Annotated in this window: 24 protein-coding genes and 1 pseudogene; 13 read left to right on the top strand and 12 right to left on the bottom strand. The window is 71.8% G+C overall.

Features of this window, described 5'->3' with window-relative positions:
• The first annotated feature begins 1 nt into the window (after position 1).
• The 9 genes from QQM72_RS04510 (at position 2) to QQM72_RS04470 (ending at position 6,853) form a co-directional block, all read left to right on the top strand.
• On the top strand, positions 2-559 hold the full coding sequence (locus QQM72_RS04510; RefSeq protein ID WP_314219455.1) for a hypothetical protein: 558 nt from the start codon (positions 2-4) through the stop codon (positions 557-559).
• 117 nt (positions 560-676) lie between these two features.
• Positions 677-1,411: a class F sortase gene (locus QQM72_RS04505; protein ID WP_399075932.1), complete on the top strand. Its 735-nt coding sequence runs from the start codon at positions 677-679 to the stop codon at positions 1,409-1,411.
• Between the two features lie 137 nt (positions 1,412-1,548).
• Complete coding sequence (locus QQM72_RS04500; protein ID WP_314219454.1) at positions 1,549-2,703, top strand: SchA/CurD-like domain-containing protein; 1,155 nt, start codon at positions 1,549-1,551, stop codon at positions 2,701-2,703.
• Between the two features lie 94 nt (positions 2,704-2,797).
• A complete protein-coding gene (locus QQM72_RS04495) occupies positions 2,798-3,217 on the top strand; it encodes a cupin domain-containing protein (protein WP_314219453.1) in 420 nt (139 codons plus the stop codon).
• Complete coding sequence (locus tag QQM72_RS04490) at positions 3,214-4,482, top strand: beta-ketoacyl-[acyl-carrier-protein] synthase family protein (RefSeq protein ID WP_314219452.1); 1,269 nt, start codon at positions 3,214-3,216, stop codon at positions 4,480-4,482. Before QQM72_RS04495 ends, QQM72_RS04490 begins: the two co-directional genes overlap by 4 nt.
• A complete protein-coding gene (locus QQM72_RS04485) occupies positions 4,479-5,729 on the top strand; it encodes a ketosynthase chain-length factor (protein WP_314219451.1) in 1,251 nt (416 codons plus the stop codon). The genes QQM72_RS04490 and QQM72_RS04485 overlap by 4 nt, the downstream gene beginning before the upstream one ends.
• A 35-nt stretch (positions 5,730-5,764) precedes the next feature.
• On the top strand, positions 5,765-6,019 hold the full coding sequence (locus QQM72_RS04480; RefSeq protein ID WP_307161976.1) for an acyl carrier protein: 255 nt from the start codon (positions 5,765-5,767) through the stop codon (positions 6,017-6,019).
• Between the two features lies 1 nt (position 6,020).
• Complete coding sequence (locus QQM72_RS04475; protein WP_054240494.1) at positions 6,021-6,500, top strand: SRPBCC family protein; 480 nt, start codon at positions 6,021-6,023, stop codon at positions 6,498-6,500.
• Between the two features lie 20 nt (positions 6,501-6,520).
• The gene (locus QQM72_RS04470) at positions 6,521-6,853 is read left to right on the top strand and encodes a TcmI family type II polyketide cyclase (RefSeq protein ID WP_314219450.1); all 333 of its coding nucleotides are present in this window, start codon (positions 6,521-6,523) and stop codon (positions 6,851-6,853) included.
• An 85-nt stretch (positions 6,854-6,938) separates the two neighbouring features.
• On the opposite strand, the gene QQM72_RS04465 is transcribed toward QQM72_RS04470, so the two are convergent.
• The 7 genes and pseudogenes from QQM72_RS04465 to QQM72_RS04435 form a co-directional block, all read right to left on the bottom strand.
• Positions 6,939-7,967 (bottom strand): methyltransferase, encoded by a 1,029-nt coding sequence (locus QQM72_RS04465; RefSeq protein WP_314219449.1) that lies wholly within the window; start codon positions 7,965-7,967, stop codon positions 6,939-6,941.
• Between the two features lie 40 nt (positions 7,968-8,007).
• Positions 8,008-9,114 carry a right-handed parallel beta-helix repeat-containing protein gene (locus QQM72_RS04460; RefSeq protein WP_314219448.1) on the bottom strand — a complete coding sequence of 369 codons (1,107 nt, stop codon included), beginning with the start codon at positions 9,112-9,114 and terminating at the stop codon, positions 8,008-8,010.
• A 95-nt stretch (positions 9,115-9,209) separates the two neighbouring features.
• Positions 9,210-11,441: a sensor histidine kinase gene (locus tag QQM72_RS04455; protein ID WP_314219447.1), complete on the bottom strand. Its 2,232-nt coding sequence runs from the start codon at positions 11,439-11,441 to the stop codon at positions 9,210-9,212.
• Between the two features lie 139 nt (positions 11,442-11,580).
• Positions 11,581-11,946 (bottom strand): annotated as a pseudogene (locus QQM72_RS04450) (sterol carrier protein domain-containing protein); the annotation flags it as partial.
• Positions 11,947-11,973: 27 nt separating this feature from the next.
• A complete protein-coding gene (locus tag QQM72_RS04445) occupies positions 11,974-13,185 on the bottom strand; it encodes a sugar ABC transporter permease (protein ID WP_314219446.1) in 1,212 nt (403 codons plus the stop codon).
• Entirely contained in the window at positions 13,179-13,304 is a 126-nt protein-coding gene (locus tag QQM72_RS04440) for a hypothetical protein (RefSeq protein WP_314219445.1), read from the bottom strand. The genes QQM72_RS04445 and QQM72_RS04440 overlap by 7 nt, the downstream gene beginning before the upstream one ends.
• Positions 13,305-13,390: 86 nt before the next feature.
• Entirely contained in the window at positions 13,391-14,479 is a 1,089-nt protein-coding gene (locus QQM72_RS04435) for a sugar ABC transporter substrate-binding protein (RefSeq protein ID WP_314219444.1), read from the bottom strand.
• 131 nt (positions 14,480-14,610) lie between these two features.
• On the opposite strand from QQM72_RS04435, the gene QQM72_RS04430 reads away from it, so the two are divergent.
• Both QQM72_RS04430 and QQM72_RS04425 read left to right on the top strand, forming a co-directional pair.
• Positions 14,611-16,959, top strand: a complete 2,349-nt coding sequence (locus tag QQM72_RS04430) for a SpoIIE family protein phosphatase (RefSeq protein WP_314219443.1) — start codon at positions 14,611-14,613, stop codon at positions 16,957-16,959.
• Positions 16,956-18,050, top strand: a complete 1,095-nt coding sequence (locus QQM72_RS04425) for a substrate-binding domain-containing protein (RefSeq protein ID WP_314219442.1) — start codon at positions 16,956-16,958, stop codon at positions 18,048-18,050. Before QQM72_RS04430 ends, QQM72_RS04425 begins: the two co-directional genes overlap by 4 nt.
• Positions 18,051-18,065: 15 nt before the next feature.
• On the opposite strand, the gene QQM72_RS04420 is transcribed toward QQM72_RS04425, so the two are convergent.
• A complete protein-coding gene (locus QQM72_RS04420) occupies positions 18,066-18,356 on the bottom strand; it encodes a zinc-ribbon domain-containing protein (protein WP_314219441.1) in 291 nt (96 codons plus the stop codon).
• Between the two features lie 246 nt (positions 18,357-18,602).
• On the opposite strand from QQM72_RS04420, the gene QQM72_RS04415 reads away from it, so the two are divergent.
• Positions 18,603-19,583: an SMP-30/gluconolactonase/LRE family protein gene (locus tag QQM72_RS04415; RefSeq protein ID WP_314219440.1), complete on the top strand. Its 981-nt coding sequence runs from the start codon at positions 18,603-18,605 to the stop codon at positions 19,581-19,583.
• 181 nt (positions 19,584-19,764) lie between these two features.
• On the opposite strand, the gene QQM72_RS04410 is transcribed toward QQM72_RS04415, so the two are convergent.
• The 4 genes from QQM72_RS04410 to QQM72_RS04395 form a co-directional block, all read right to left on the bottom strand.
• Positions 19,765-20,463, bottom strand: a complete 699-nt coding sequence (locus QQM72_RS04410) for a response regulator transcription factor (RefSeq protein WP_314219439.1) — start codon at positions 20,461-20,463, stop codon at positions 19,765-19,767.
• Between the two features lie 203 nt (positions 20,464-20,666).
• Positions 20,667-22,040, bottom strand: coding sequence for a D-alanyl-D-alanine carboxypeptidase/D-alanyl-D-alanine endopeptidase (gene dacB, locus QQM72_RS04405; RefSeq protein ID WP_314219438.1), 1,374 nt, complete (start codon positions 22,038-22,040; stop codon positions 20,667-20,669).
• Positions 22,041-22,185: 145 nt separating this feature from the next.
• On the bottom strand, positions 22,186-23,769 hold the full coding sequence (locus QQM72_RS04400) for a hypothetical protein (RefSeq protein ID WP_314219437.1): 1,584 nt from the start codon (positions 23,767-23,769) through the stop codon (positions 22,186-22,188).
• Between the two features lie 211 nt (positions 23,770-23,980).
• Positions 23,981-24,547, bottom strand: a complete 567-nt coding sequence (locus QQM72_RS04395) for a hypothetical protein (protein ID WP_314219436.1) — start codon at positions 24,545-24,547, stop codon at positions 23,981-23,983.
• A 338-nt stretch (positions 24,548-24,885) separates the two neighbouring features.
• On the opposite strand from QQM72_RS04395, the gene QQM72_RS04390 reads away from it, so the two are divergent.
• Positions 24,886-25,179: a DUF6355 family natural product biosynthesis protein gene (locus QQM72_RS04390; RefSeq protein WP_314219435.1), complete on the top strand. Its 294-nt coding sequence runs from the start codon at positions 24,886-24,888 to the stop codon at positions 25,177-25,179.
• The last annotated feature ends 102 nt before the right edge of the window (positions 25,180-25,281 follow it).

The following is a 25,281-nucleotide window of genomic DNA, read 5'->3' as shown; positions in this document are numbered from 1 at the left end:
GATGCGTTCAGCTCGCATGATCCTGGCCACCGCGGCGGCTTCGGCCGCCCTCGCCATCGGCGCCCCCGGCGCCTACGCCGCCGGTGACACGGACCACGACGACTCGTCCTACAGCAAGGAGGACAGCTCCTCGTACGGCAAGGAGCACGACAAGGAGGACGACTCCTCGTACAGCAAGGAACACGGCAAGGAGCACGGCAAGGAGCACGGCAAGGAGGAGCACGACTCCCCGCACGGCGGCATGCACACCGGCGGCGGCGCCCTCGCCTCGGTGAACGACAGCGGCGCGGCCAAGGACCCCAAGTACGACCCCGAGACCTACAAGGACAAGGACACCGAGAACGGCGGTGAGCACGGCAAGGACTCCTGGAACGGCGGCAAGGAAGAGGAGTCCGGCGGCTGGAGCAAGGAGCACGACAAGCCCAGCGGCGGCGTGCACACCGGAGGCGGCGCCCTCGCCACCCCCTCGGCCACCGCGGCCGGACTCGGCGTCCTCGCCGTCGCCGGCACCGGCCTCTACGCCCTGCGCCGCAAGAAGACGGCCGGAAGCGTGGCCTGACCCATGCCGGACGCGATAGCGAAGCCGCGGCCGCCACCGGTTCCCCCCGCGTGGCGGCCCGGCTCGCGCCCCGTGCTCTGTCCGCCCCGCTGCCGTGCCCGAATGAGGTGGTCCCCGATGGCAGTTCCCCCCTCTTCCTCCCCCTCTCCCTCCGCCCCCGCCAAACCCTCCGGCACCGAGCCGGCGCCCACCGAAGAGGGAACTTCCCGCGCCGGCGTGATGATGGTCTGCGCCGCGGTCGCGGTGCTCCTGGCGCTGAACCTGTTCGGCGGCGGCAACCGCACCGCGAGCGCGCCGCACGCCCCGCCCGCCGCCGGCTCGGTCCCCGCCGCCCGCGCACCTCAGGCGCCGACCCCGGCCGCCGGTGAAGCGCCCATCGGGGACCCGGTGGGCAAGCATCTGCCGCGCTCCCGGCCCGTGCGGCTGTTCATCCCGAAGATCGGGGTCGACGCCCCCTTCGTCGACCTCGCCATCGGCCCCACCGGCCAGCTGGAGCCGCCTCCGGCGAACGACGTCAACCTCGTCGGCTGGCACGCGAAGGGAGCCTCACCCGGCGAGGCGGGCACCGCGATCATCGCCGGACACGTCGACACCAAGACCTCCCCGGCCGTCTTCGTGGGCCTCAGCGCACTGGCGAAGGGCGACGGCTTCCAGGTCCTGCGGGCCGACGGCAGCAAGCCGTCCTTCCGGGTCGACAGCGTGGAGACCTTCGACAAGGCCGACTTCCCCGACGAACGGGTGTACGGCGACACCTCCGCGGCGCAGGTGCGGCTCATCACCTGCGCGGGGGCCTACGACCGGCGGGTCAAGGACTACACCGACAACCTGGTCGTCTTCGCTCATCTCGTCTGACGGCCGGCCGTCCAGTCACCCACGTAGTTCATCCGAGTCGCGCGCTCGCGGGGACGGGCACAGGATCGAGGCACGCTGACGTCGCATCACCGCGGCCGACGTTCACTTATCCCCTCCGTGAAGGAGATGTGCGCAGGATGACCACCACCTCCGAACGTGTGGCAGGTTCGCGGGCGCGACAGGCGTCACAACGTGTCTCGCAGTCCGTGTTCGACGGCTCCCGGCTCCGCGTCGTGCTTCTGGTCGACGTCTACGACGGGGCCCAGCAGCAGTTCCTCGAGGCGTACGAGCAGCTCTGCAACCAGGTCGCGTCCGTCCCCGGGCACGTCAGCGACCAGCTGTGCCAGTCCATCGAGAACCCCTCGCAGTGGCTCATCACCAGCGAGTGGGAGAGCGCCCCGCCGTTCCTCGCCTGGGTCAACAGCGAGGAGCACGTGGCGATGGTGGAGCCGCTGCACAGCTGCGTGCGCGACACCCGCTCGCTGCGCTTCCACGTCGTCCGCGAGACCGGCGGCCCGGCGGCGGCCGCCGACCAGGCGAAGCGCAGGCTCCAGACGTCGCCCAGGATCGGCGACGGCGTGATCCGGCACGCGCTCACCTTCACCGTCAAGCCGGGCAGCGAGGAGATCGTCGCCAAGATCCTCGCCGACTACGCCTCACCCGAGCCGCAGGTCGACGACACCACCCGGCTGTGCCGCACCTCGCTGTTCATGCACGGCAACCGGGTGGTGCGGGCCATCGAGGTGCGGGGCGACCTGCTCTCCGCGCTGCGCCACGTCTCCCGGCAGCCCGAGGTGCGGGCCGTCGAGGAGGCCATCAACCCCCATCTGGAGCAGGACCGGGACCTCAACGACCCCGAGTCCGCCCGGGTCTTCTTCACCCGCGCCGCGCTGCCGGCCGTCCACCACGTGACGGCGGAGGAGCGGCAGAACCCGCAGGCCGAGCGGTACGCCCTGTACTACCCGGCCCGGCCGGACCGCGGCATGAAGCTGGCCGAGCTGCTCGCCCGGCAGGACGAGGCGGCGGCGGACGACCCGAGCAGCCCGGTCCTGCGCAGCACGATCTTCCAGCGCGACGACGTCGTCGTACGGCTGATCGACGTGCGCGGCGGACTCGAGGCCGCCGACCCGGTACAGGCCCTGGGTCTGTCCGACCCCGGACAGGTGGCCGAGCTGACGACGCTCCAGGACGACGCCGCCGGCGCGTCCAAGTCGAAGGACGGCCGTCTCGCGCGCTTCCTCGAACTGGCGCGCATGGATCTCGTCACCGACCGCCGGTCGCCCGACGCCTGATTCGTCATCACGTGGCGGGGGCGGTGCCCCGCCCCCGCCACGTCGGTGCACCACATCATCGGAGGAAGTCGTGATCACTTCTCGTCACAGAATCATGGACCTCAGCGAGGTCGAGCCCAACACCCGGCGAGGCGGCGACCTGCGCGCCATGCTCACCCCGGCCACGGTGGGCGCCACCAGCGGCTTCATGGGTCTGGCCCTCATCCAGCCCGGCGACCGCATCGGTGAGCACTACCACCCGTACTCCGAGGAGTTCGTGTACGTCGTGTGCGGACAGCTGGAAGTGGACCTGGACGGTGAGCCGCACCCGCTCCAGCCCGAGCAGGGGCTCCTGATCCCCCTCAACGTGCGCCACCGCTTCCGCAACGTCGGCAAGGTGGAGGCCCGTATGGTCTTCCACCTCGGCCCGCTGGCCCCGAGCCCGCCGCTCGGCCACGTCGACACCGAGGAGACCGAAGCCGAGCCCGCCGTGGTCGGGGCGGAGTCGGGCGAGCGACGTCAGGTGCGCTCATGACGAGACGAGTGGCGGTCACCGGCATAGGCATCGTCGCCCCGGGCGGCATAGGCGTCCCGGCCTTCTGGAACCTCCTGGCGGACGGGCGCACGGCGACGCGGGCCATCACGTTCTTCGACCCGACCGGTCTGCGGTCGCGGATCGCCGCAGAGTGCGACTTCGACCCGGCGGCCCACGGCCTGGACGCGACGGACGTCGAGCGGTGCGACCGCTACATCCAGTTCGCCCTGGTCGCCGGGGACGAGGCGGTACGCGACGCGGGTATCGACCTCGCCGCCGAGAACCCCTGGCGGGTCGGTGTCTCCCTGGGCACCGCGGTCGGCGGCACCACCCGGCTGGAGAACGACTACGTCGCGGTCAGCCACGGCGGGCAGCGCTGGGACGTGGACCACCGGGAGGCGGCCCCGCACCTGCACCGCGCGTTCACGCCCAGCACGCTCGCCTCGACGGTGGCGGAGCGGTTCGGGGCCCGCGGTCCGGTGCAGACCGTCTCCACGGGCTGCACCTCCGGGCTCGACGCGGTCGGGTACGCCTTCCACACCGTGGAGGAGGGCCGGGCCGACATATGCATAGCCGGTGCCTCTGACTCGCCGATCTCGCCGATCACCATGGCGTGCTTCGACGCGATCAAGGCCACCTCCTCGAACAACGACGACCCGGCCCACGCCTCGCGTCCCTTCGACGCCGACCGTGACGGGTTCGTCATGGGCGAGGGCGGCGCCGTACTCGTCCTGGAGGAGCTCGAGCACGCCCGGGCCCGCGGCGCGCACGTCTACTGCGAGCTCGGCGGGTACGCCACGTTCGGCAACGCCTACCACATGACCGGCCTGACCAGCGACGGCCTGGAGATGGCCCGGGCCATCGAGGAAGCCCTCGACCACGCCCGGCTCGACGCCACCGCGATCGACTACGTCAACGCGCACGGCTCGGGCACCAAGCAGAACGACCGCCACGAGACCGCCGCGGTGAAGCGGGTCCTGGGCACCCACGCCTACGACACGCCCATGAGCTCCATCAAGTCGATGGTGGGCCACTCCCTCGGCGCGATCGGGGCGATCGAACTCGTCGCCTGTGTGCTGGCCCTGGCCCACCAGGTCGTACCGCCGACCGCGAACTACGAGACGCCCGACCCCGAGTGCGACCTGGACTACGTCCCGCGCGTGGCCCGGGAGCGCAAGCTCGCCAGCGTGCTCTCGGTGGGCAGCGGGTTCGGCGGCTTCCAGTCCGCGGTGGTCATGAACCGGCCGAGGGAGAAGACACGATGAGCGAACCCCTGCCGCGGCGCGCGGCCGTCACGGGAATCGGTGTGATCGCGCCCAACGGAGCCAGTACCGAGACCTTCTGGAAGGCCACCAGGGAGGGCATCAGCGTCCTGGACCGGGTCGACCGCGAGGGCTGCGAGGATCTGCCGCTGCGGGTGGCGGGCCAGGTCCGCGACTTCGACCCGTCGGCCGCGATCGAGGAGCGCTTCCTGGTCCAGACCGACCGGTTCACGCACTTCGCGATGGCCGCGGCCGACTTCGCGCTGGACGACGCCCAGCTCGGCCGGCCGGAGACCGACGCCGCGCCCTTCTCCGTGGGCGTGGTCACCGCGGCCGGTTCCGGCGGCGGCGAGTTCGGACAGCGCGAGCTCCAGCAGTTGTGGGGCAAGGGCAGTCGCTTCGTCGGCCCGTACCAGTCCATCGCCTGGTTCTACGCCGCCAGCACCGGCCAGATCTCCATCCGCCGCGGCTTCAAGGGCCCCTGCTCGGTCGTCGCCGCCGACGAGGCCGGCGGCCTCGACGCCCTCGCCCACGCGGCGCGGGCGGTGCGCCGCGGCACCGATGTGATCGTGGCCGGGGCCACCGAGGCGCCGATCGCGCCCTACTCGGTGGTCTGCCAACTCGGCTACGACGAACTCAGCACGGTCGACGACCCGACCCGCGCCTACCGCCCCTTCACCTCCGCGGCCTGCGGGTTCGTGCCGGCCGAGGGCGGGGCCATGCTCGTGGTGGAGGCGGACGCCGCGGCCCGGGCACGGGGCGTGCGGGTTCGGGCCCATCTGGCCGGACACGCGGCGACCTTCACCGGGGCCTCCCGCTGGGAGGAGTCCCGGGAGGGGCTCGCCCAGGCCGTCCGGCAAGCCCTTGAGGAGGCCGACTGCGCGCCCGAGGAGATCGACGTGGTCTTCGCCGACGCCCTCGGTGTACCGGAGGCGGACCGCGCCGAGGCCCTGGCGATCGCCGACGCACTCGGGGCGCACGGCACCCGCGTGCCCGTCACCGCGCCGAAGACCGGCATCGGCCGGGGCTACTGCGCGGCGCCGCTGATGGACGTCGCGGCGGCGGTGCTCGCGATGGAGCACGGCCTGATCCCACCCACCCCCAACGTCTTCGACATCTGCCACGACCTCGACCTCGTGACCGGCCGGGCCCGTACCGCCGAGGTACGCACGGCGCTGGTCCTGAGCCGGGGACTCATGGGGTCGAACTCGGCGCTGGTGCTGCGGCACGGCGCCACCGACGCCTCGTAGCGAGGCGCCGCGGAGCAGCAGAGGAAGGGAATGCCATGACCGACCGCATCACTGTGGAAGAGCTGGCCGAACTCATGAAGAAGTCCGCCGGCGTCACCGTCGCCCCGGAGGAACTCCGCCGCGACGACGCCGGCTTCGACCGCCTGGGCGTCGACTCGCTCGGCCTGCTGGGGATCGTGGGCGAACTGGAGAACCGGTACGGCACGCCGATGCCTCCCGACGCCGAACGCTCCAAGTCACCCCGGCAGTTCCTCGACCTCGTCAACAGTGCCCTCATGACAGGAGCGTGAGATGACCGGACACACGCAGAACGAGATCACCATCGCGGCGCCTCTCGACCTGGTCTGGGAGGTGACCAACGACCTGGAGAACTGGCCGCGCCTGTTCAGCGAGTACGCCTCCGTCGAGATCCTCTCCCGGGAGGGACGCAGGACGACGTTCCGGCTGACCATGCACCCGGACGAGAACGGCACCGTGTGGAGCTGGGTCTCGGAGCGCGAGCCGGACCGCGACACGCTCACCGTCAAGGCCCGCCGGGTCGAGACGGGGCCCTTCGCCCACATGGACATCCACTGGCGGTACGAGGAGGTGCCGGCCGGTACGCGGATGGTCTGGACGCAGGACTTCGCGATGAAGCCCGAAGCGCCGGTCGACGACGAGTGGATGACCGACAACATCAACCGGAACTCCAAGGTCCAGCTGGGCCTGATCCGGGACCGCATCGAGAAGACCGCCGCCGAGCGCGGTGCCACTCCCGGTCTGACCGACTGAGCCGGACGGAGAACAGCACCATGCACCAAGCTCTGATCGTCGCCCGGATGGCCCCGGGATCGGCACCCGACATCGCCAAGGTGTTCGAGGAGTCCGACCGGGGAGAGCTGCCGCGGCTCGTCGGCGTGAACCGGCGCAGCCTGTTCCAGTTCGGCGACGTGTACATGCACCTGATCGAGTCCGAGCGCGACCCCGGGCCCGCCATCGCCAAGATCACCGGACATCCCGAGTTCCGGGGCGTCAGCGAGCGGCTGGCCGCGTACGTCAGCGCGTACGACCCCGAGACCTGGCGTTCCCCGCAGGACGCCATGGCGCAGCGCTTCTACCTCTGGGAGCGCGAGCCGGCCGGCTGACCCCCGCCGAACATCACCGGTCGCCGGGCCCGCGACGCTGCGGGCCCGGCGACCGGTGGTCTGTGTGTGTCTCTTCGCGGTCGGATCAGCCGGGGACGTGGCAGTCGAACGCGTGCAGGTAGGGGTTGACCGGGCTGATGTCGTCGATGACGAGCCCCGCTTCGGTCAGCCGGTCCACCATGCTCCGGGTGGTGTGCTTCGCCCCGCCGACGTTCAGGAGCAGCAGCAGGTCCATCGCGGTGCTGAACCGCATCGAGGGCGAGTCGTCGACGAGGTTCTCGATGACCACGACCCGGGTCCCGGGGCCGCCCGCCTCACGGACGTTGCGCAGCGCGCGGGCCGTGCTCTCGTCGTCCCACTCCAGGATGTTCTTGATGACGTAGACGTCGGCCTTCACCGGAACGGCCTCGCGGACGTCGCCGGGCACCACGCGCGCACGGCCGGCGAGGTCGCCGCCCGCGAGCAGACGCGGCACCGCGTTCTCCACCACCCGGGGGAGGTCGAGCAGCGCCCCGTGCATCGACGGGTACTTGTCCAGCAGGCTCGCCACCACGTGCCCCTGGCCACCGCCGATGTCGGCGACCGACGAGCTCCCCGTCAGGTCGAGGAACTCCGCGACGTCCCGCGCCGACTGCACGCTGGAGGTCGTCATGGCGCGGTTGAAGACGTCGGCCGACTCCGGTGCGTCCTCGTTGAGGTAGGGGAAGAACTCCTTGCCGTACAGGTCCTCCACCACGTTGCGGCCGGTGCGCACCGCCTCGTCCAGCATCGGCCAGGCGTCCCAGGTCCACGGCTCGGTGCACCACAGCGTGATGGCGCGCAGACTGTGGGGGTCGTCCTCGCGCAGCAGCCGGGAGACGTCGGTGTGGGCGAAGGTCCCGTCCGGCCCCTCGGCGAAGACGCCGTAGCAGGACAGGGCCCGCAGCAGCCGTCGCAGCGGGCGCGGTTCGGTCTTCACCGCGGCCGCGAGGTCCTCCACGGCCATGGGGCTGTCGCCGAGGGCGTCGGCGACGCCCAGCCGGGCGGCCGCGCGCACGGCGGCGGCGCATGCCGCCCCGAACGCGAGTTCCCGCAGCCGCATCGACGGCGGAGGGGCAGACTGAGCGGTCGTCATGTGCCGCCTTCCTTCTCGGAGTTCATGGGGTCACCGGGATTCAGCACAGGCCGGCGGGCTTCGACGAGCGGCAGGAGTTGCCTTCGAAGACGTTGCCCTTGCCGGTGTCCGTGTTCACGAGGTCCGGGGAGTTGCCCCGCAGCAGGTTGCCGCTGATCCGGTTCCGGTCGCTGGTCGTGCCCACGAAACTCTTGAACAGGACGATGCCGCCGGACAGCGGGGACTTGCCGACGTTGTCCTTGATCACGTTGTGGGTGACCAGGCTGTCCTCGGCGCCGGTCAGGACGATGCCGGTGCCCTGGAGGGCGTCCAGCCGCGCGGTCTTCGGGCAGGACTTGTTGTTGCGCTCGATGCGGTTGTCGCGCACCGTCACGAAGCCGGCCTTCGGCTTGTTCTCGTCGCCGACGACGAACACGCCCGCGCAGTTGCCCGTGAGGTGGTTGCCCGCGAGGGTCAGGTTGCGCAGCCGGCGGACGGTGACACCGATCCGGTTGCCCTCCAGCCGGTTGTGCTCGACCACGGTTCCCTCGGTGTCCGTGGCGCCCTGCTCCTCCTTGACCGTGTTGGCCAGGAACAGGCCCGCGTCGCCGTTGTCGCGGGCGGTGTTGTCGCGGAACAGGCCATGGACCGAGTGCTCCGTGGCGATGCCCCACACGCCGTTCTTCACCGCGGTGACGCGCCGCACGGTCAGCCCGTCGGCCTCCGTGGCGTAGAGACCGGTCTTGGCGAAGCCGGTCACCGTCAGGGAGGCGACGGTGACGCCGTCGACGCCCCGGTCCTTCGTGCCCACGACGCAGATGCCGTTCCCGCCCGCGGCACAGCTGTTCACGGCCTTTCCGGTCTTGGCGGCGCCCGATCCGGTGCTCGGGGCGGTGCCGGTGCTCGCGCCCGCCTGCGGTTCGAGCACCGTGCCGCGGCCCATGCCGCGCAGGGTGAGCCCGGGCGTGCTCACGTCGACGCTCTCGTGAAAGGTGCCGTGGGTCAGCAGTACGGTGTCGCCCGGCCGGGCGGCGTCCACCGCCTTCTGGATCGATTCGCCGGGGTGGACCACGTGGACCGTGTGGGCGGCGACCGGGGGAGCGGCGCCGAGCCCCGTTCCGAGCAGCGCCGCTGTGCACGCCAGGTACGCGATATGGCATTTCTTCATATCGTGTACGTTATGACCCGATAGCCCGGAACAGGCGAGATGGGCCATCCGGCGGCGTGTCCCGCCCGCAGCCCGCAGCCCGCCGCCGGGTGACGTCAGCCGGTGCGCGGGCGGCGGTTGCTCCGGGACGCGCGCCGGGAGAGTCGCCGCGGGCGGGCGCCGGCCGGCGGCGTCGGCCTTTCGGCGGGCGACTCCTCGGCGAGCGGCTCGTCGGCGGGCCGCGGCCCGGCCGGCTCGTCCTGCCACGCCTCGTAGTCCGTGAAGGCGTCACCGGAGTCCTGGCCGCCGGGCGAGTGCGCGGCGCCCGCGTACTCGGGCTGCGGGACGTTCTTGAGCAGGGCCAGCGTCAGGGTGTCGGAGTCGGGCAGGGCGCCCGGCAGGGGCTGGGTGACCGTGCCGGGCAGCATGACGAGGGACGTGGTGCCGGTCTTCTCGCCGGAGGGCCGCAACTGGACGCGGATGCCGTGCCGTTCGGCGAGCCTGCCGACCACGAACAGCCCCATGTGCTGGGAGATGTCCACGTCGACGGTCGGCGGGTCGGCCAGCTTGCGGTTGATCACCGCGAAGTCGTCCGCCGCCAGCCCGATGCCCTCGTCGTGGATCTCGACCGTGATCCGGCCGTCGGGGAGCCGCACGGCGGTCACCCGCACCTCGGAGTGCGGGGAGGAGAACACCGTGGCGTTCTCCAGCAGTTCGGCGAGCAGATGCACGAGGTCGGGCACGGTCCGGCCGTCGATCTGGGCCTCCGGCAGCCCGGAGAGCCGGATGCGCTCGTACTGCTCCACCTCCGAGCAGGCCGCGCGGACGACGTCGACCAGTGGCAGCGGCCGGTCCCACTGCTCGGCGGGCCGCTCGCCGCCCAGTACCAGGAGGTTCTCGCCGTTGCGGCGGACCCGGGTGGCGAGATGGTCCAGCCGGAAGAGGTTCTCCAGCTGCTCCGGGTCGGTCTCGTTGTCCTCCAGGCTGGTGATGAGGGCCAGTTGACGTTCGATCAGGGACTGGCCCCGGTGCGAGAGGTTGGTGAAGATCGCGTTGATGTTGCCCCGCAGCAGGGCCTGTTCGGCGGCGAGGCGGACGGCCTCGCGATGGACGAGGTCGAAGGCCCGGGCCACCTCGCCGATCTCGTCGGTGGTGTGGATCGGGATCGGGACGACCCGGGTGTCCACCTCGCCGGAGTCGGGCCGGGACATCTGGTCGACGAGAGCGGGCAGCCGTTGACCGGCGATCTCGATCGCGAAAGCGCTGAGGCGGCGCATCCCGGTGCTCATCGTGCGGGCCACCCAGGAGGCGAGCACAAAGGCCACGAGCAGCGAGGCGAGCACGAGCGCCGCGTTGGTGACGGCGTCCCGGCGCGCGTCGTCGGCGAGGTCGTGGGCGCTCGTGAGCGCGGCGTCGGTGAGGTTCACCTGGATGCCCCGGTAGGCGTCGAAGCCCAGCGTGGACGCGGCGAAGAACGACTCGGGTGTGATGCCCCGCGTGGCCAGTTCCGCGGCCGGCTTCCCGTCGGCGATCTCGGCGATCATCACGTCGATGGCGGGCGGGGTGACGAACGTCCGCCCCGCCGCCGCGGCCTGTGCGGCCGCGGCGGCGGTCTGCTGTCTGCCGCGTTCCTCGGCGGCGGCCAGCGCCTGCTGGAGCCTCGTCACGTCCTCGGTGGTGCCCGCGCCCACGTACTCCTGGAGCCCGACCTGTTCGAGGTAGGCGTACGAGCGGAACGAGGCCAGCTGGGACGCCAGTTCGCCGGGGGCCAGCCGGTCGCGGTCCTCCACCAGCAGATGTGTCCCGATGGACCGGATCAGGGACTCGGCCGCCTGCGTCAGGGACACGGCGTAGAGCGTCCGGCCGATGCTCGCCTGGCTGCTGCTGCCGAAGCCCAGCTCGTTCGAGATCTCCATCAAGGGGTGCTGGACGGTGTGGTAGCTCTCCTCGGTCTGTACTCCGGACATCCGGGAGGTGAACGCGTTGGCCCGCACGGCGGCCAGTTGCGCCTCACCGGCGCGGACCAGCTGGACGCGCCGGACCAGGCCGCCGGTCTTCGGCATCCGGTCGACCGCCGCGTCGAACACCCGCGCGTCCGCGTCGGTGATCTTCCGGGCCTGTACGACCGTGTCGGAGGTCCTGGCGCCCGTCAGCAGGGGGATGACCGACAGATCGCGCTCGTTGATCGCGTCGCTCGCGTATTTGTTCGCCGCCTGGATCAGTTCCGCCACGCGGACCGCGTCGTCCGCGGCCTGCCAGATGTCGACCGAGCGTTTCACCCGTACGCCTCCGAGTACGAGGGCGACGAGCACGGGGATCAGCAGCACGGCCCGAAGCCGTCTGGCCACGGGCCAGTTGCGGGTGAGGAGCTTTCTTCGTCCCTCAGCCGCGGGTGAGTTCTTCGGCACGATCGACCTATCGCCTCTGGAGCGCCTCGCGCGTGACGCGCCGGGTACCCCTCACTACGACGCGTCGGCGGCACTGTGTTCAAAAGTGGTGCAAGATTCGCCTAAGACGTCGCCCACGTTCGGCCGGTGCGCGGCCGGAACCAGCACGGGCGGTACGGGGGCGCCGGGCGCCGAAGAGGGCGTCGGCGAGGCCGGCCGCGCCCGGACCGCGGGCCCGGACTTGCAGGCACGAGGGTGGCCGGGGCGGTACCGCCGAGGCGGACCGAACCCAGGTAGCTCACCGCCAGGGGCAGGTCGGGCTCCCGGTCCGTCGGCACGCACGCGGCCTTGCCGTCCCGGACGCGGTCAGGGGGTGGCGGGCGTGCTCGCCGAGGAGCGGGTCGTCGACGTCGAGGACGAGCTCGCCGTCCGTGCGCCGGCCGCGCCAGGCCGGCGCACGCGGGACGCGGTAAGCGGGTTCGTCGAAGTCACGTCACGCCCGTCTGCGGGTGGCCGGGGAACGCCGTGACAGCGAGTCGATGATCACCGCGGCGAAGAGCACCCCGCCCGTGATGACGAACTGCACGGCCGGGGGAGTGTCCGTGATCGCCATGCCGGAGGCGATCGACTGGATGACCAGCATGCCGAGCACCGCCGACCAGGTGGTACCGCGCCCGCCGAACAGGCTGGTGCCGCCGATGACGGCAGCCGCGATGGCGTTCACCAGCAGCACGCCCGACCCCGAACTCTGACTCACCGAGGTGATGCGCGAGGCCAGGAACAGGCCGCCGACGGCGGCCATCGTGCCCGAGGCCGCGAGCACCGCGGTCTGCACCCACGTCACGCTGAGGCTGGCTCGGCGGGCCGCCTCGATGCTGCCGCCGAGCGCGTAGACCTGCCGTCCGTGGCGGGTGCGGCGCAGCACCACGTCGAGACCGGCCACCACCACGAGGAAGATCAGCAGGGCGAGCGGCAGCCCCTGGAACCGGTTGAGCAGGTACGCGACGCCGAAGGCGACCACGGCGACCGCCGCGGTGCGCAGCGCGATGGCGTGCACCGACCGGTGCGGCATACCGATGGCCCTGCGACGCCGCCGGTCGCGGTCGCAGACGAGGAAGACCGCGCCCGCGGCGACCGCCGCCAGGCCGTAGGCCACGGCGTCGTCGGTGAAGTAGTAGCTGGTCAGCTTGGCGACCAGCCCGTTCTCGTCGAGGTTGACGGTGCCGTTGTCCCCGAGGACGGAGAGCATCAGGCCGTTCCAGGTGAGCAGCCCGGCGAGAGTGATCACGAAGGCCGGCACCCGGGTTCTGGCGATGGAGTAGCCCTGGACGGTTCCCGCCACGGTGCCCGCCAGCACCGCGACGATGAGCGCGAGCCACTCCGGCACCCCGTTGTTCACGTTCAGCACGGCGAAGACGGCCGCCGCGAGCCCGCTGATCGAGCCGACGGACAGATCGAGTTCACCGAGCAGCAGCACGAAGACGATGCCGACCGCGATCATCCCCGTGCCCACGATGTCCACGCTGAGATTGGACAGGTTGCGGGGCGAGAGGAAGTTCTCGTTGAGGGACTGGAAGGTGATCCAGACGACGGCGAGGACGAGGACGACGGGCAGCGAGCCCAGCTCCCCGGCGCTCAGCTTGCGCCGGACGACCGCCGGCCCGCTGCGCACGGCACGGGCGACGGCCCGCACGCGGGTCACCACCTCGCCTCCCGCACGGCCGCCCGCGGGGGCACGTCCCGTACGCGTACGGCGCCGGTGACGGCCCCGGGCGCGTCGCCCCCGAGAACGGCGGCGGAACGCCCGGAGCGAATCTCCGGCACGGAAACCATCTCCTTCCCGAGGGCGTCGGCTCCGGCGGCGTCGGGTCGACGCGTGCCCTGCCGGCACGGTGTCCGTTCGATGCGGGTCAGGTCAGTCCCGCCCGGTCGCAGGCGTCCCGGAGCTGGGGCGTGCAGATCTGCCGGACGGTGTGCAGGCCGTCCTTCACCACCGTGTCCTCGATGTTGTCGACGGTCACCGACACCGGGGTGAGCAGCACGGCGGCGACCGCTTCCCCGCCGCTCGTCGGCACCTCGGCCGTGGCCACCTGCCCGAGACTCTCCCCGCGGGCCGCGGCGACCGCCATGGCGCCGCCGGCCGCGGCCTCGGGCGCGAACGGCTTGAAGACGGTCATGTACTGCTCGCCGCCGACGATGCGCCGCAGGGCCGAGAGCTCGGCGTCCTGCCCGGTGACCGGGGGCAGCGGGTCGACCTTGTTCGCCTTGAGGGCGGAGATGCTCCCGGCCGCGAGGCCGTCGTTGGCCGCGTACACCCCGTCGATGGACTCGACGCCGAGGGCCGCGATCGCCCCGGACATGTTCATGTGCGCGGTCTCCCTGCGCCACTGGAGGGTGTCGTAGGCCTTGCCGATCTTCACCTTTCCGTCGAGCACGGACAGGGCGCCGTCCTGGAACGACTTCGTGTTCGGGTCGCTGGGGTCGCCGTTCATCATGACGATCTCGGCGCCCGGCACCTTGTCGCCCATCGCCTTCAGCAGCGCCCGGCCCTGGAGCCTGCCGACCTCCTTGCCGTCGAAGGAGACGTAACCCGAGACGGGGCCCTCGGACAGCCGGTCGTAGGAGATGACGGGGATGTCCGCCTCGTGGGCCTTGGCGACCGCCGGGCCGAGCGAGCGGGCGTCGACCGCCACGAGCACGACGGCGTCGACCCCCTTGGTGATCATCGAGTCTATCTGTTCCTGCTGGAGGGCCACATCGCCCTTGGCGTTGGCGTGATCGACCGCGCAGTCGGGGCACAGTTCGTCGATCTTCTTCTCCAGCAGGGGCCCGTCCTGGGTCTCCCAGCGCGGGGTGGTGACGTCCGGCAGCAGCAGACCGATGTGCGGCCGGCTGTCCCGGCCGGGTTCGTCGCGGGTGTCCGCCCCGCAGGCCGTCAGGACGACCGCGGTGGAGACCGCGGTCACCGCTGCTGCTGTGTCCCTGATGCAGGCCTTCATGGGTGGTACCTGCCGTAGACGACAATAGGGTGGATAGCGGTGGATATGTTCGGTTGATCCTCATATGCGATTCTGGTGGGTGGGTGCCCCGATCTCAACCTGTCGGCACCTGCGGCAGGATGGGAGGTACGTTGCGGACATGCCTCGACCGGGCCCTGACCTTCGCCGGAGCGACACTGGCGGCGGTCTACGCGCCCGAGGTCGGCACGCGCGAGCTTCAGCTGGTGGACACGTCCGGAAGCGCCTCTTCCGGACCGGCGCCGCCGGAGCGCCTGCCGCTGTCCGGTGACTCGCCCGCGGCGCGTGCCTTCCGCACCCACCACCCCCTCTGGCTGACCGCCGAGACCCCGCTCGGTGCCCTGCCCCTCGGCATCCAGGGCAGCCGGCTGGGCTGCCTCCTCGTCCTGGGGGCCTCCCCGGACGGCTTCGAGGTCGAGCAGCGCCGCTTCCTGGAGCGCTACGCCGACGCGGTCGCCGCCCTCCTGCCGCCGGGCGCGGACCCGCCGGTCCCCACACCGCTGCTGGGCCCCGCCCTGCGCAGCCTGCGCGTCGGCTCCTTCGTCCTCTCCCCGGACACCGGCCTGATCGAGGCCGACGACACCCTGCTCGAACTGGTCGGCATCTCACCGGACGACTTCGACGGCAAGGTCGACACCCTCCTCGCGCACGCCCTCCCGGAGGACATGCACGCCCTGATGTCGGTCCTGGAGCCGACCACCGACGCCCTGGGCCGACGGGACCTGGAGTTCCGGGTCCGGGGCCCCACCGGCGAGATGCGCTGGCTGAGCCTGAGCTGCCGGGCGGAGTCGGTCGCGGGCGACGGGCCGCAACAGGTCCTGGGCGTGGTGACGGCGACCCCGGTGCTGCGCCGCGGCGGCGACGACGTCTCCCGGATCCAGTGGCTGACGGCCGCCCTCGACGACGCCGCGACGGTCCGCGACGTCGGCCGCGTGGTGGTCGCCGCCCTGCGCGAGCCGCTGGCCGCCGACCACGTGGCCCTCGCCGCGGTCCAGGACGACCGGGTCTTGGTCACCGCCCTCGACCCGCCCCAGCCCGGCGCCTGGCCGGACGTGTGGCGCACCGAGTGGCGCACGGAATGGCCCGACGCACCGCTGCGCGCCCTGCCCACCCTCCAGGCGGCCCTGCGGGACGGCCGGATGGACCTCTGGCCGGCCGGCAGCGCCCTCGAAGCCGGCCTCGCGGGCATCGGAGCCGGCGGACTGGCCGTGCTGCCGCTGCCCGCCAAGGGCCAGGTCGCCGGGGTGTGCCTGGTCGGCTGGGACCGCCCGCACGAGTTCGTCCCCGAGGAACGGTCCCTGCTCACCGCCACCGCCGCCCTGGTCGGCCAGGCCCTCAAGCGCGCCCACGCGCACGACGCCGAGCAGGAACTGGCGACGATGCTCCAGCGCAGCCTGCTGCCCCGGCGCCTGCCCGAACTGCCCGGCGGGACGGCCGTCGCCCGCTATCTGCCCGCCAGACGCGGGCTCCAGGTGGGCGGTGACTGGTACGACGTCATCGCCCTCTCCGAGGACCGGGTGGCCCTGGTCATCGGAGACGTCCAGGGCCACAGCGCCGGAGCGGCGACGATCATGGGCCAGATGCGTACGGCCGTCCGCGCCTACGCCATCGAGGGCCACCCGCCCGACGTGGTCGTCTCGCACGCCAACCGGCTCCTCGTCGGCATGGAGACCGACCTCTTCGCCACCTGCTGCTACGCCGAACTGGACCTGGAGGAGGGCAACGCGCTCTTCGTCCGGGCCGGGCACCTCGCGCCCATGCTGCGTCTTCCCGACGGCTCCACCGAGGAGGTGGAGGTGGCGGGCGGCCCCCCGCTCGGCGTCCTGGCGGAGGCGGACTTCCCCATGACGGCCGTCGAACTGGCTCCCGGCACGGTCCTCGCCCTGGTCACCGACGGTCTGGTCGAGGCCGCCGACCTGCCCCTGGACGAGGGCATGCGCCGCACGCGCGTCGCGCTCGCCGCGGCCGACCCCGCCGACCCGGGGAAGATGGCCGACGAACTCCTCGGCGACGACGGCCGCCGGGAGGACGACGTGGCGCTGCTGCTGCTGCGCTACGACGGCATGAAGACCCGGCCGATCCGGGCCGGCTGGATGGTGTGGCGGCTGCCGGACGCCGTCATGCACGCCCGCCGCTTCACCGCGCGCACCCTGCGCCGCTGGAAGGTCCAGGAGACGGCCGACGCGGTGCTGCTGGTCGTCTCCGAACTCGTCACCAACGCCCTGGTGCACACCCAGGGGCCGGTCCGACTCGACCTGGTGCTGCGCGGGGACCGGGTGCGCGTCTCGGTGAGCGACTCCTCGCCGCGCGCGCCCGCCAAACCGGTGATCGTCGACTGGGAGGCGACCGGCGGCCGGGGCCTGCTGCTGGTCGAGGCGATGTCCGACGCCTTCGGGTCGGTCCCGGTGGCCGGCGGCAAACAGGTGTGGAGCGAGATCGCCGTGCCGGAGGGAGTGCCGTGAGGACGCGCCGCGGGGCCGTCGTCGCGGTGCTCGCCGCGGCGCTCCTGACGATGCCCCTGGCCGCCTGCGCAGGAGACGAGAAGGCGGCCGGCGAGGGCTTCACCGTCGGCCTGCTGCTGCCGAGCCGCGCGGTCCCGCGCTGGGAACACGCCGACCGACCGCTGATCGAGGCGCAGGTGAAGAAGTTCTGCCCCGGCTGCCGGACGGAATACGCCAACGCCGAGAACGACGTCACCCGACAGCGGCAGCAGATGATCTCCATGGTCACCAAGGGGGCCCGGGTCCTCATCCTCGACGCCGCCGACACCCGTGCGCTGCGCTCCTCCATCCAGGAAGCGGACCGGGCGGGTGTCCCGGTGATCGCCTACGACCGCCTCGCCGAGGGCCCGATCACCGGCTACGTCGGCTTCGACGGCCTCATGGTCGGCAGACTCCAGGGCGAGGCGCTCCTGAAGGCCCTGGGGCTGAAACCGGGGCAGAAGGCCGGGAGCGACAACGTCGTCATGATGAACGGCGATCCGACCAGCCCGAACGCGGAGTCGTACCGCAAGGGCGCGCTGTCCGTCCTCACCGGCGCGGTGCGGATCGCCCGGTCCTACGACACCGCGGACTGGAGCACCCAGAACGCCCACGTCAACATGTCCGCCGCCATCGCGGCCCTCGGCCCGGACCGGATCGACGGCGTCCTCGCGGCCAACGACAACATCGCCGCGGGCGTCGTCACCGCGCTCAAGAGGGCCGGCGTCACCGACCTCCCGCCCGTCACCGGCCAGGACGCCGACCTCGACGCGGTGCGGCGCGTCGTCAAGGGCGAGCAGTACATGACGGTCTACAAGCCGTTCGCGAAGGAGGCCGCCGCGGTCGCCGCCATGGCCGTCGCCGTCGGCCGGGGCGAGGACCCCCGGGACAGCGCCACCACGACCGTCGACAGCCCCACCACGAAACGCATCCCGGCCGTCCTGCTCCAGCCGCGCCCGGTGACGGCCCGTGACATCGCGCGGACCCTGGTCAAGGGCGGCCTGTACACGACGGACCAGATCTGCACCCGTGAGCTCCTGACGGCCTGCGCGAGGGCGGGACTCACCCGCTGAGCCGCCGGGAGGCCGTCAGTGCTGGTGCGGCTGCTGGTACGGCGTGCCGTACGCCTGGCCGCCCACGCCGCCCGCGGCCTGCGCCGTCAACTGCTCCGCCTGCTCCCTGGTCAGCTTCTGCTCGGCACCGCAGAACGTGCACTGCGTCGCGTGACTCGTCGAGATCGGGAACAGCGGCACGAAGAACAGCGTGAACTTCGTGACCCGCTTGCGCAGCGTGTGCGCGGCGGGATTGCCGCAACGGCCGCACACGAGCGTCAGTATCGCCAGCTGGTAGAGGTATCCCTTGGTGCCGAAGATGATCACGCTGTGCTTCCTTCTGGGTGAGTGTCCGTCCGGGCGGGTCGCCGTCGGGACGGCTGTCGGGACCGCTGTCCGCACGGCACAGTCTGCTGCATGGCCGGGTCACCCGGGTGAGCGGCAGGCGGGTCGATGCCCTGGGCCACGCGGGCGATCCCCCGGCCACGACTGCGGCGGCCGCCGCCCGCCCACAGCCATGGTCGTCTGGCCGCCGCACGGCGGCGATTCCGGCTTCCCCGCAAGGTAGGTCCCATGCCCCGAGTCCCCCGTTCGGCGGGCGTCACCGCCGTCGCCCTCTCCCTCGGCCTGCTCGCCACGGCCCCCGCGGTCTCGGACGAGCCGGCGGTCTCCGCTCCGCGCGTCGTCGTCCACTTCGACCTCGCCAAGGGCCAGTCACCGGAGAACATCGCCCTCGAACCCGACGGCTCCGCCGACCTGACGTTCTCCACCGCCCGGCAGGTCGTCAACGTCACCCGGCAGGGCAGGACGCGGCTCCTGGCGACCCTGCCCGCCGTGACGGACCCGCAGACACCCGTCGTCGGCAGGGCCGTCGTCCTCGGCATCGCCCGCGCACAGAACGGCACCCTGTACGTCAACTACGCCACCGGCACCCGCGAGACCGGCATCTGGCGCATCCCCGCCGGCGGCGGACAGCCCCGGCAGATCGCACAGCTGCCGCCGACCGGGTTCCCCAACGGCCTCGCCCTCGACGAGCGCCGGGGCGTGCTCTACGCCGCGGACTCGGTGCTGGGCACCGTCTGGCGCGTCCCGCGCTCGGGCGGCAAGCCCACGGCGTGGGCCGCGGGAGCCGTGCTCGAGCCGCGCAACGCACCGCCGGCGGCCCGCGTCGGAGTCAACGGCCTCAAGGTCCACCGCGACGCCGTGTGGGTGTCCAACACCAACGCGGGCACGCTGCTGCGCATCCCCGTGCGGGAGAGCGGCTGCGCCGGCGCGATCGAGACCCGGGCGACAGGCCTCTCCGCGATCGACGACTTCGCGTTCCTCGACCGGCACCGCGACACGCTTCTCGCCGCCCTGATCGGCAGCAGCGAGGTCGCCCAGGTCCGCCCGGACGGTACCCACCGCATCGTCCTCACCCGGCAGGACGGACTGTCCAACCCCGCCTCGGTGGCGGTACGCGGCCGGACCGCCTACGTCCCCAGCGCGGCGTACTTCAAGCAGCCCGACCCGAATCTGCTCCTGGCCCGCGTCCACCAACGCGACCGAGGCTAGCCGCCCGGCGGCCCCGTAACCGGGAGGCGGGGTACGGGGCCGCGGGGGAGGGACAGAAGCGCAGAGAGGGCGAGAACGAGAAGGAGGAAGAGCGAAAAGGGGAACGGGGTAAGGGGGAAAGGGTGAGAGCGCGCGAGGGGGCGAGGGCGCGAGGGCGGGCGGGGGTGAGAAGGGCTGTTCGTCAGGCCGCCGGGCGTACCAGGCCGTACTCGTAGGCGAAGGCGACGGCTTGGACCCGGGCGCGCGCGCCGATCTTGGCGAGGATGTGGCTGACGTGGGACTTCACGGTGGTCGGGGCGATGGACAGCCGTGCGGCGATCTCCGCGTTGGACCAGCCGGACGCGACGGCGACGAGGACATCGCGTTCGCGCCCGGTGAAGGTGTCGAGTCCGACAGCCCGCTCGCCGGGGCGCGGGGCGCGCTCGTGGCGGACGGTGTCGATGAGTGCGCGGGTCAGCTCGGGGGTGATGACGGCGTCCCCGGCTGCGACGACGCGGATGGCCGCGGTGAGTTCGTGGGCCGTGGCGTCCTTCGGGAGGAATCCGCCGGCGCCCGCGCGCAGGGCGGCGTAGGCGTAGCCCTCGTCACCGGTGGAGGTCAGCACCAGGATCCGCGGCTGCTGCCCGACCGGTCCGGTAGGGCCGGGGACCGCGGTGAGACGTGGCGGGTGGGCGATGCGGCGGATGGTCTCGATGTCGTCCTTCTCGGGGCGGTGGCCGCCGAGCAGGACGACGTCGGGACGGAGCGCGGCGCTCATCCGGACCGCTTCGGTCGCGCTCGCCGTGTCGCCCACGACGGTCAGGTCGGGCTCGGCGGTCAGCAGCATGCGCAGGCCGACGCGTTGAAGGGACTGGTCGTCGGCGATGAGTACGGAGGCCATGGCTGTGTTCTCCATGCGAGTGGGGGCGTACGCCTCTCATGAACGAAACCGTTTCGTTCACTTGATGGTCAGAGTAGCCCTCGAATTCATCGAAACGGCAGCGTTTCCTTGTGGTGTGGGTCACAGTCGGGGGAGGGGTCGGGCTGTGACGCGAGAGGGCCGGCCCCGGAGGCGCCGGCCCTCTCGTCGTGCACGGGTGTTCGCTACGCCCAGCAGCCGTTCACGGTGGCCGCGAGGCCGTCCATGGCGTCCTTGATGTCGTTCGGGTCGGCCGTGGAGTTGTTCTCGATGAAGGAGAAGACCTTCCACTTGCCGTCCTTGCCCTGGGTCAGACCGCTCAGGGCGATGGCTCCGGTGAGGGTGCCGGTCTTCGCGCGCACCTTGCCGACCGCGCACTTGGAGTTCACGTCGTCGAAGCGGCCCCATTCCGGACCGAGCGTGCTGCCGGCCTCACCGGAGACGGGCAGTCCGTCGAGGATGGAGCCCAGAGTCGACGAGTAACGCGATTCCGTCAGCAGTTCGAGGATTTCCGCGAGCGTGGCGGCCGGAATGCGATTGGCCCGCGAAAGGCCGCTTCCGTCGTGGATCTCGAAGTTGTCGAGGGAAACGCCGTACCGAAGGCTCAGCACTTTGCGCACGACGTCCGTGCCGTCCTCGAAGGTGGCCGGGCGGCCCGCGCCGAGCGCGGTCATCCGCAGCAGGGTCTCGGCGATGTTGTTGTCGCTGACCTTGATCATCTTGTGGACGGTCTCCGACAGTGCTGCCGACTGGTGCCGGGCCACCGGTACGTCGCCAGGGGCCGCCTCGGCGCGGGTGACGGCGCCGTCGACGGTGACCCCGGCCGCCCTGAGCTGCTGGGCGAAGACCTCCCCGGCGTCGATCGAGGTGTCCTGGACTCCGTGCCCGTCGACGACCAGGGCGCGCACCGGGGCGACGGAGTCGGGGTAGTAGCCGGTGTTCCACCCGTCGGCCAGGGTCGGTGCGCCGAAGAGGCTGTCGTCCACGGCGACCTTCACCGACGTCAGCCCCGCGGCCTTGAGCCCGGCGACCGCGGTCTTCGCCAGTTCGGCGAGGTCGGCGCTGGTCAGCGTACGGTCTCCGCCCCCGACCACGGTCAGGGTGCCGTTGCCGTAGACGACCTTCGTGGTGAACCTGTGGTCCGGGCCGAGCACGGTCAGGGCGGCGGTCGCCGTGGCGAGCTTGGTGTTGGACGCCGGCATCAGCGCGGTCGCCCCGTCGTGGTCCCACAGGGTGGTGTCCGACTCGGAGTCCAGGACCACACCGCCGACCTCGGACCCCAGACGCGGGTCGACGACGCGGGCCTCGAGATTGGCGACCAGCTGCTGGTCGTCCGCGTCGAGCGTCCGGCCCGCCGCCGTGTCCTCCGCCGTCGTCCCGATGCCCTTCTCGGCGGCGAACGCCGAGGGGCCGGCCAGGGCCGCCGAGGTGACGGGCAGGGCCAGTGCGAGCACGATCGCACGCCGGACGCCGGCGCCGCTCTGTCCGGCCCTGCGGTGCCGGCGTCGACCGCCCGGGACAAAGGGATGCTCGGGTGCTTGCGCCGTTATGTCGTTCATGGAGTATCTCAAGGCTTTCGTGTGGGGGCCCTGCGCGAGAGAATTCGGCGCACCTTATCACCCGTCACATGCGACCCACAGATAACGAAGTGCGCTGCTGGCAGCCTTTCAGCGGGCTGAAATCCTCCGGGTTTTCACACGGAATTCAGAGACCTGACCCCAAGCTCTGCGTCGTGTAGGCGCACTCCGTGTAGACGTAGCCCGACTCGAGCTTGGCGGTGTCCGAGGCGGGCGTGGCGGAGCTGTCGCCGTTCGGCTTGTGCAGGAAGAACGTGGTGCCGACCGGCAGGCTGATGGTGCGCTGCGGATAGTTCTTGCCGCTGTCGTTGCACGGCTCGAACGACGGGTTGATGGTGCTGCCGAAGGAGTACGCCTTGCAGCTGCCGCAGGCCTTGAGGGTGAAGCTGCCGGTGACCGGGCCGGTGAAGAGGACCGTGACCGCGTCGGGGCTGTCGTTCTGCACGGTGACGGAGATGCTGCCGCCGGTACGGGTCGTCGGCAGCTTCTTGCCCGCGGCGGGCACGGTCTGGGCGATCTCCGCCGCTATGGCGATCTTCTTCGCCAGGCCGGCGTTCTTGGCGGTCTTGTGGGCGGAGGCGTACTCCGTCATGGTCGTCTGCGCCGACTCGAAGTCGCCGTCCCGGTACTGGTCCACGCCGCAGGTGTACGTGCCGGTGTCGGCGCTGGTCGTGGCCCGTCGGCTGTCCTTGTCGAGAGCGGCGCCGATGTCCGCCTGCCCGGCGTCCAGGCCGTCGATCTGGGAGCCGAGCGTACGCAGCCGCTGGACCGCGGAGCAGGGTTCGGCCCCGTGCAGGTCCTTCTCCGTACGGACGACGGCGGCGGCCACGGCGGGTTCGACCTTCGCGGCCTGCTCCGACTCGGGGAAGGTGGTCAGCAGTTCCCCGTACTGCGAACCCCAGTTGGCCTCGCCCGCCGTGAGCGCCGTCGACGCGCACTCGTACAGCGAGGTGGCCAGCCGGTCGTCGGGCCAGGTCTTCAGTGCCCCGAGATCCGTCCCGGGCAGGCTCTTGGGAACCGTCCGCAGATACTTCAGCGGCTCCACCGCCTCGCAGTAGTCGCCCTGCGCGTAGGGGGCTCCGACCGTCGTGTAGTAGGTCTTCATCCGGGCGGGCACCCGCTCGGCCGCCCGGGAACCGGAGTGGTCGGACCTGAGGTCCGCGTAGACGCCCAGCGCCTCGCGGTAGTCGGCCTGGGCCGAGCTGAACGGCTTGTCACCGGCGGCCTGCACCAGTTCGTCGGCCTCGTCGAGCCGGTCGAGCAGCATCTGCTGGGTCGCTTCGTCCCGTGCGCTGTCGTACAGCACGACACCACCGGCCGGCACGACGAGCAGGAGCAGTCCGAGGCCGAGCGCGAGCGGCGCCCGCCGGAGTCCCGTCAGCCGGGTGCGCAGGCCCACGCGCGCACCGTCCGCCGCCACCGCGAGGAGGAACAGGACGTACAGGACGAGGGCGAAGCCCGGGACGCCGTCCGGGTCGGCCGGCAGTGCCACGAACAGCAGGACGGCGGTGGCGACCCAGCACAGCGCCATCAGGGCCCAGCGGCGCACCAGGGCGTAACCCAGGCCCAGACCGCTGAGGTTGAGCACGGCCACCGCGACGGCCCGAGCGCCGTCCGCCGGCGCCGGCGGCGGGGCCGGCGGCATGGGCGGAACGTAGTAGAAGGTGTTGTGGTCGGTGTCGTCGTATCTGCCGTACTGGTCCCCCGACATGGCGGCTCCCCCCGGTCAACTGCGCCCGCACGTCCACAATTTGTCAGTGTACGGGCGAAGCGGACGAGCCGACAGGGGAGTCGGGGTTCCCGCATACGATCCCGGCCGGGAGCGGCTCGCGGCCGAAGGGGGACGGTCGGCGGAACGCGGGCCGGGCCGCCACAGGGGGCATGTGTGGCGGCCGCGGCTTCGCTATCGCGTCAGGCATGGGTCAGGCCACACCCCCCACCGTCTTCTTGCGGCGCAGGGCGTAGAGGCCGGTGCCGGCGACGGCGAGGACGCCGAGTCCGGCCGCGGTGGCCGAGGGGGTGGCGAGGGCGCCGCCTCCGGTGTGCACGCCGCCGCTGGGCTTGTCGTGCTCCTTGCTCCAGCCGCCGGACTCCTCTTCCTTGCCGCCGTTCCAGGAGTCCTTGCCGTGCTCACCGCCGTTCTCGGTGTCCTTGTCCTTGTCCTTGTAGGTCTCGGGGTCGTACTTGGGGTCCTTGGCCGCGCCGCTGTCGTTCACCGAGGCGAGGGCGCCGCCGCCGGTGTGCATGCCGCCGTGCGGGGAGTCGTGCTCCTCCTTGCCGTGCTCCTTGCCGTGCTCCTCCTTGTCGTGTTCCTTGCTGTACGAGGAGTCGTCCTCCTTGTCGTGCTCCTTGCTGGACGAGGAGCTGTCCTCCTTGCTGTAGGACGAGTCGTCGTGGTCCGTGTCACCGGCGGCGTAGGCGCCGGGGGCGCCGATGGCGAGGGCGGCCGAAGCCGCCGCGGTGGCCAGGATCATGCGAGCTGAACGCATCTGATGGTCCTTCCGTCACGACCGGGCAGCCGACACCTCGTCAGCTGACACGACCCGGCCTGACGTGATCCACCGTCAGTCAGCGAGCCCCGCTCCACCACTCAAGGCGCTCACCCGGGTGAAACGGCCCGCCATCCCGGGGACCCCGCCCCGCCTAGTCGTCCTTCGGGGCGCGACCACTCCGACGGAGCAGCGGCGAAACGACTCGAGGGGTGAACGGGTCCCGTCGTCCGATCATCTCCGAGGGCACGCGGAGATCCTGGTCCAGGCCTTCGTTCCCTCGGCGGACCTGGGCTTTTCTCTCCATCGGCCCTCTTTTCCCGGCAAGGAGCTTCGCCGTGCGTGTTCGTCGTACGGTGCTCGGCACCCTCGGTTCCGTCGCTCTCGTCCTCACCTCTCTGGGTGCGCTGACGGCCGCCACCGCGGGCCCCGCGGCCGCGGACCCGTGCGGCTTCTACGAGACCGGTTCCGACGCCTTCTGCAACCACTGCACGTCGGACGGCTCACGCGTGGTCATCAAGGTCGACGTGGCCTGGGCGGCCGACCACGAGCGGTGCGTCGGTCCCGGCACGTCGTGGCTGGGCTCCGCCGCCAGGATCCAGGGCGCCCACTACACCGGCCGCACCTGCTGACGAGCGGTCACTCACTCCACGGTTGACCGGGGTCCGGGGCGAAGTCGTCCCGGACCCCGCGTGTCCGGCCGCCGGCCGGTGAGGGTCGGTGAGCGCCGACGG

Source organism: Streptomyces zaehneri (assembly GCF_032248645.1).
Lineage (GTDB): Bacteria > Actinomycetota > Actinomycetes > Streptomycetales > Streptomycetaceae > Streptomyces > Streptomyces coriariae.
Note: the sequence above shows the minus strand (reverse complement) of the source record. Positions and strands in the feature narration are given on the sequence as shown.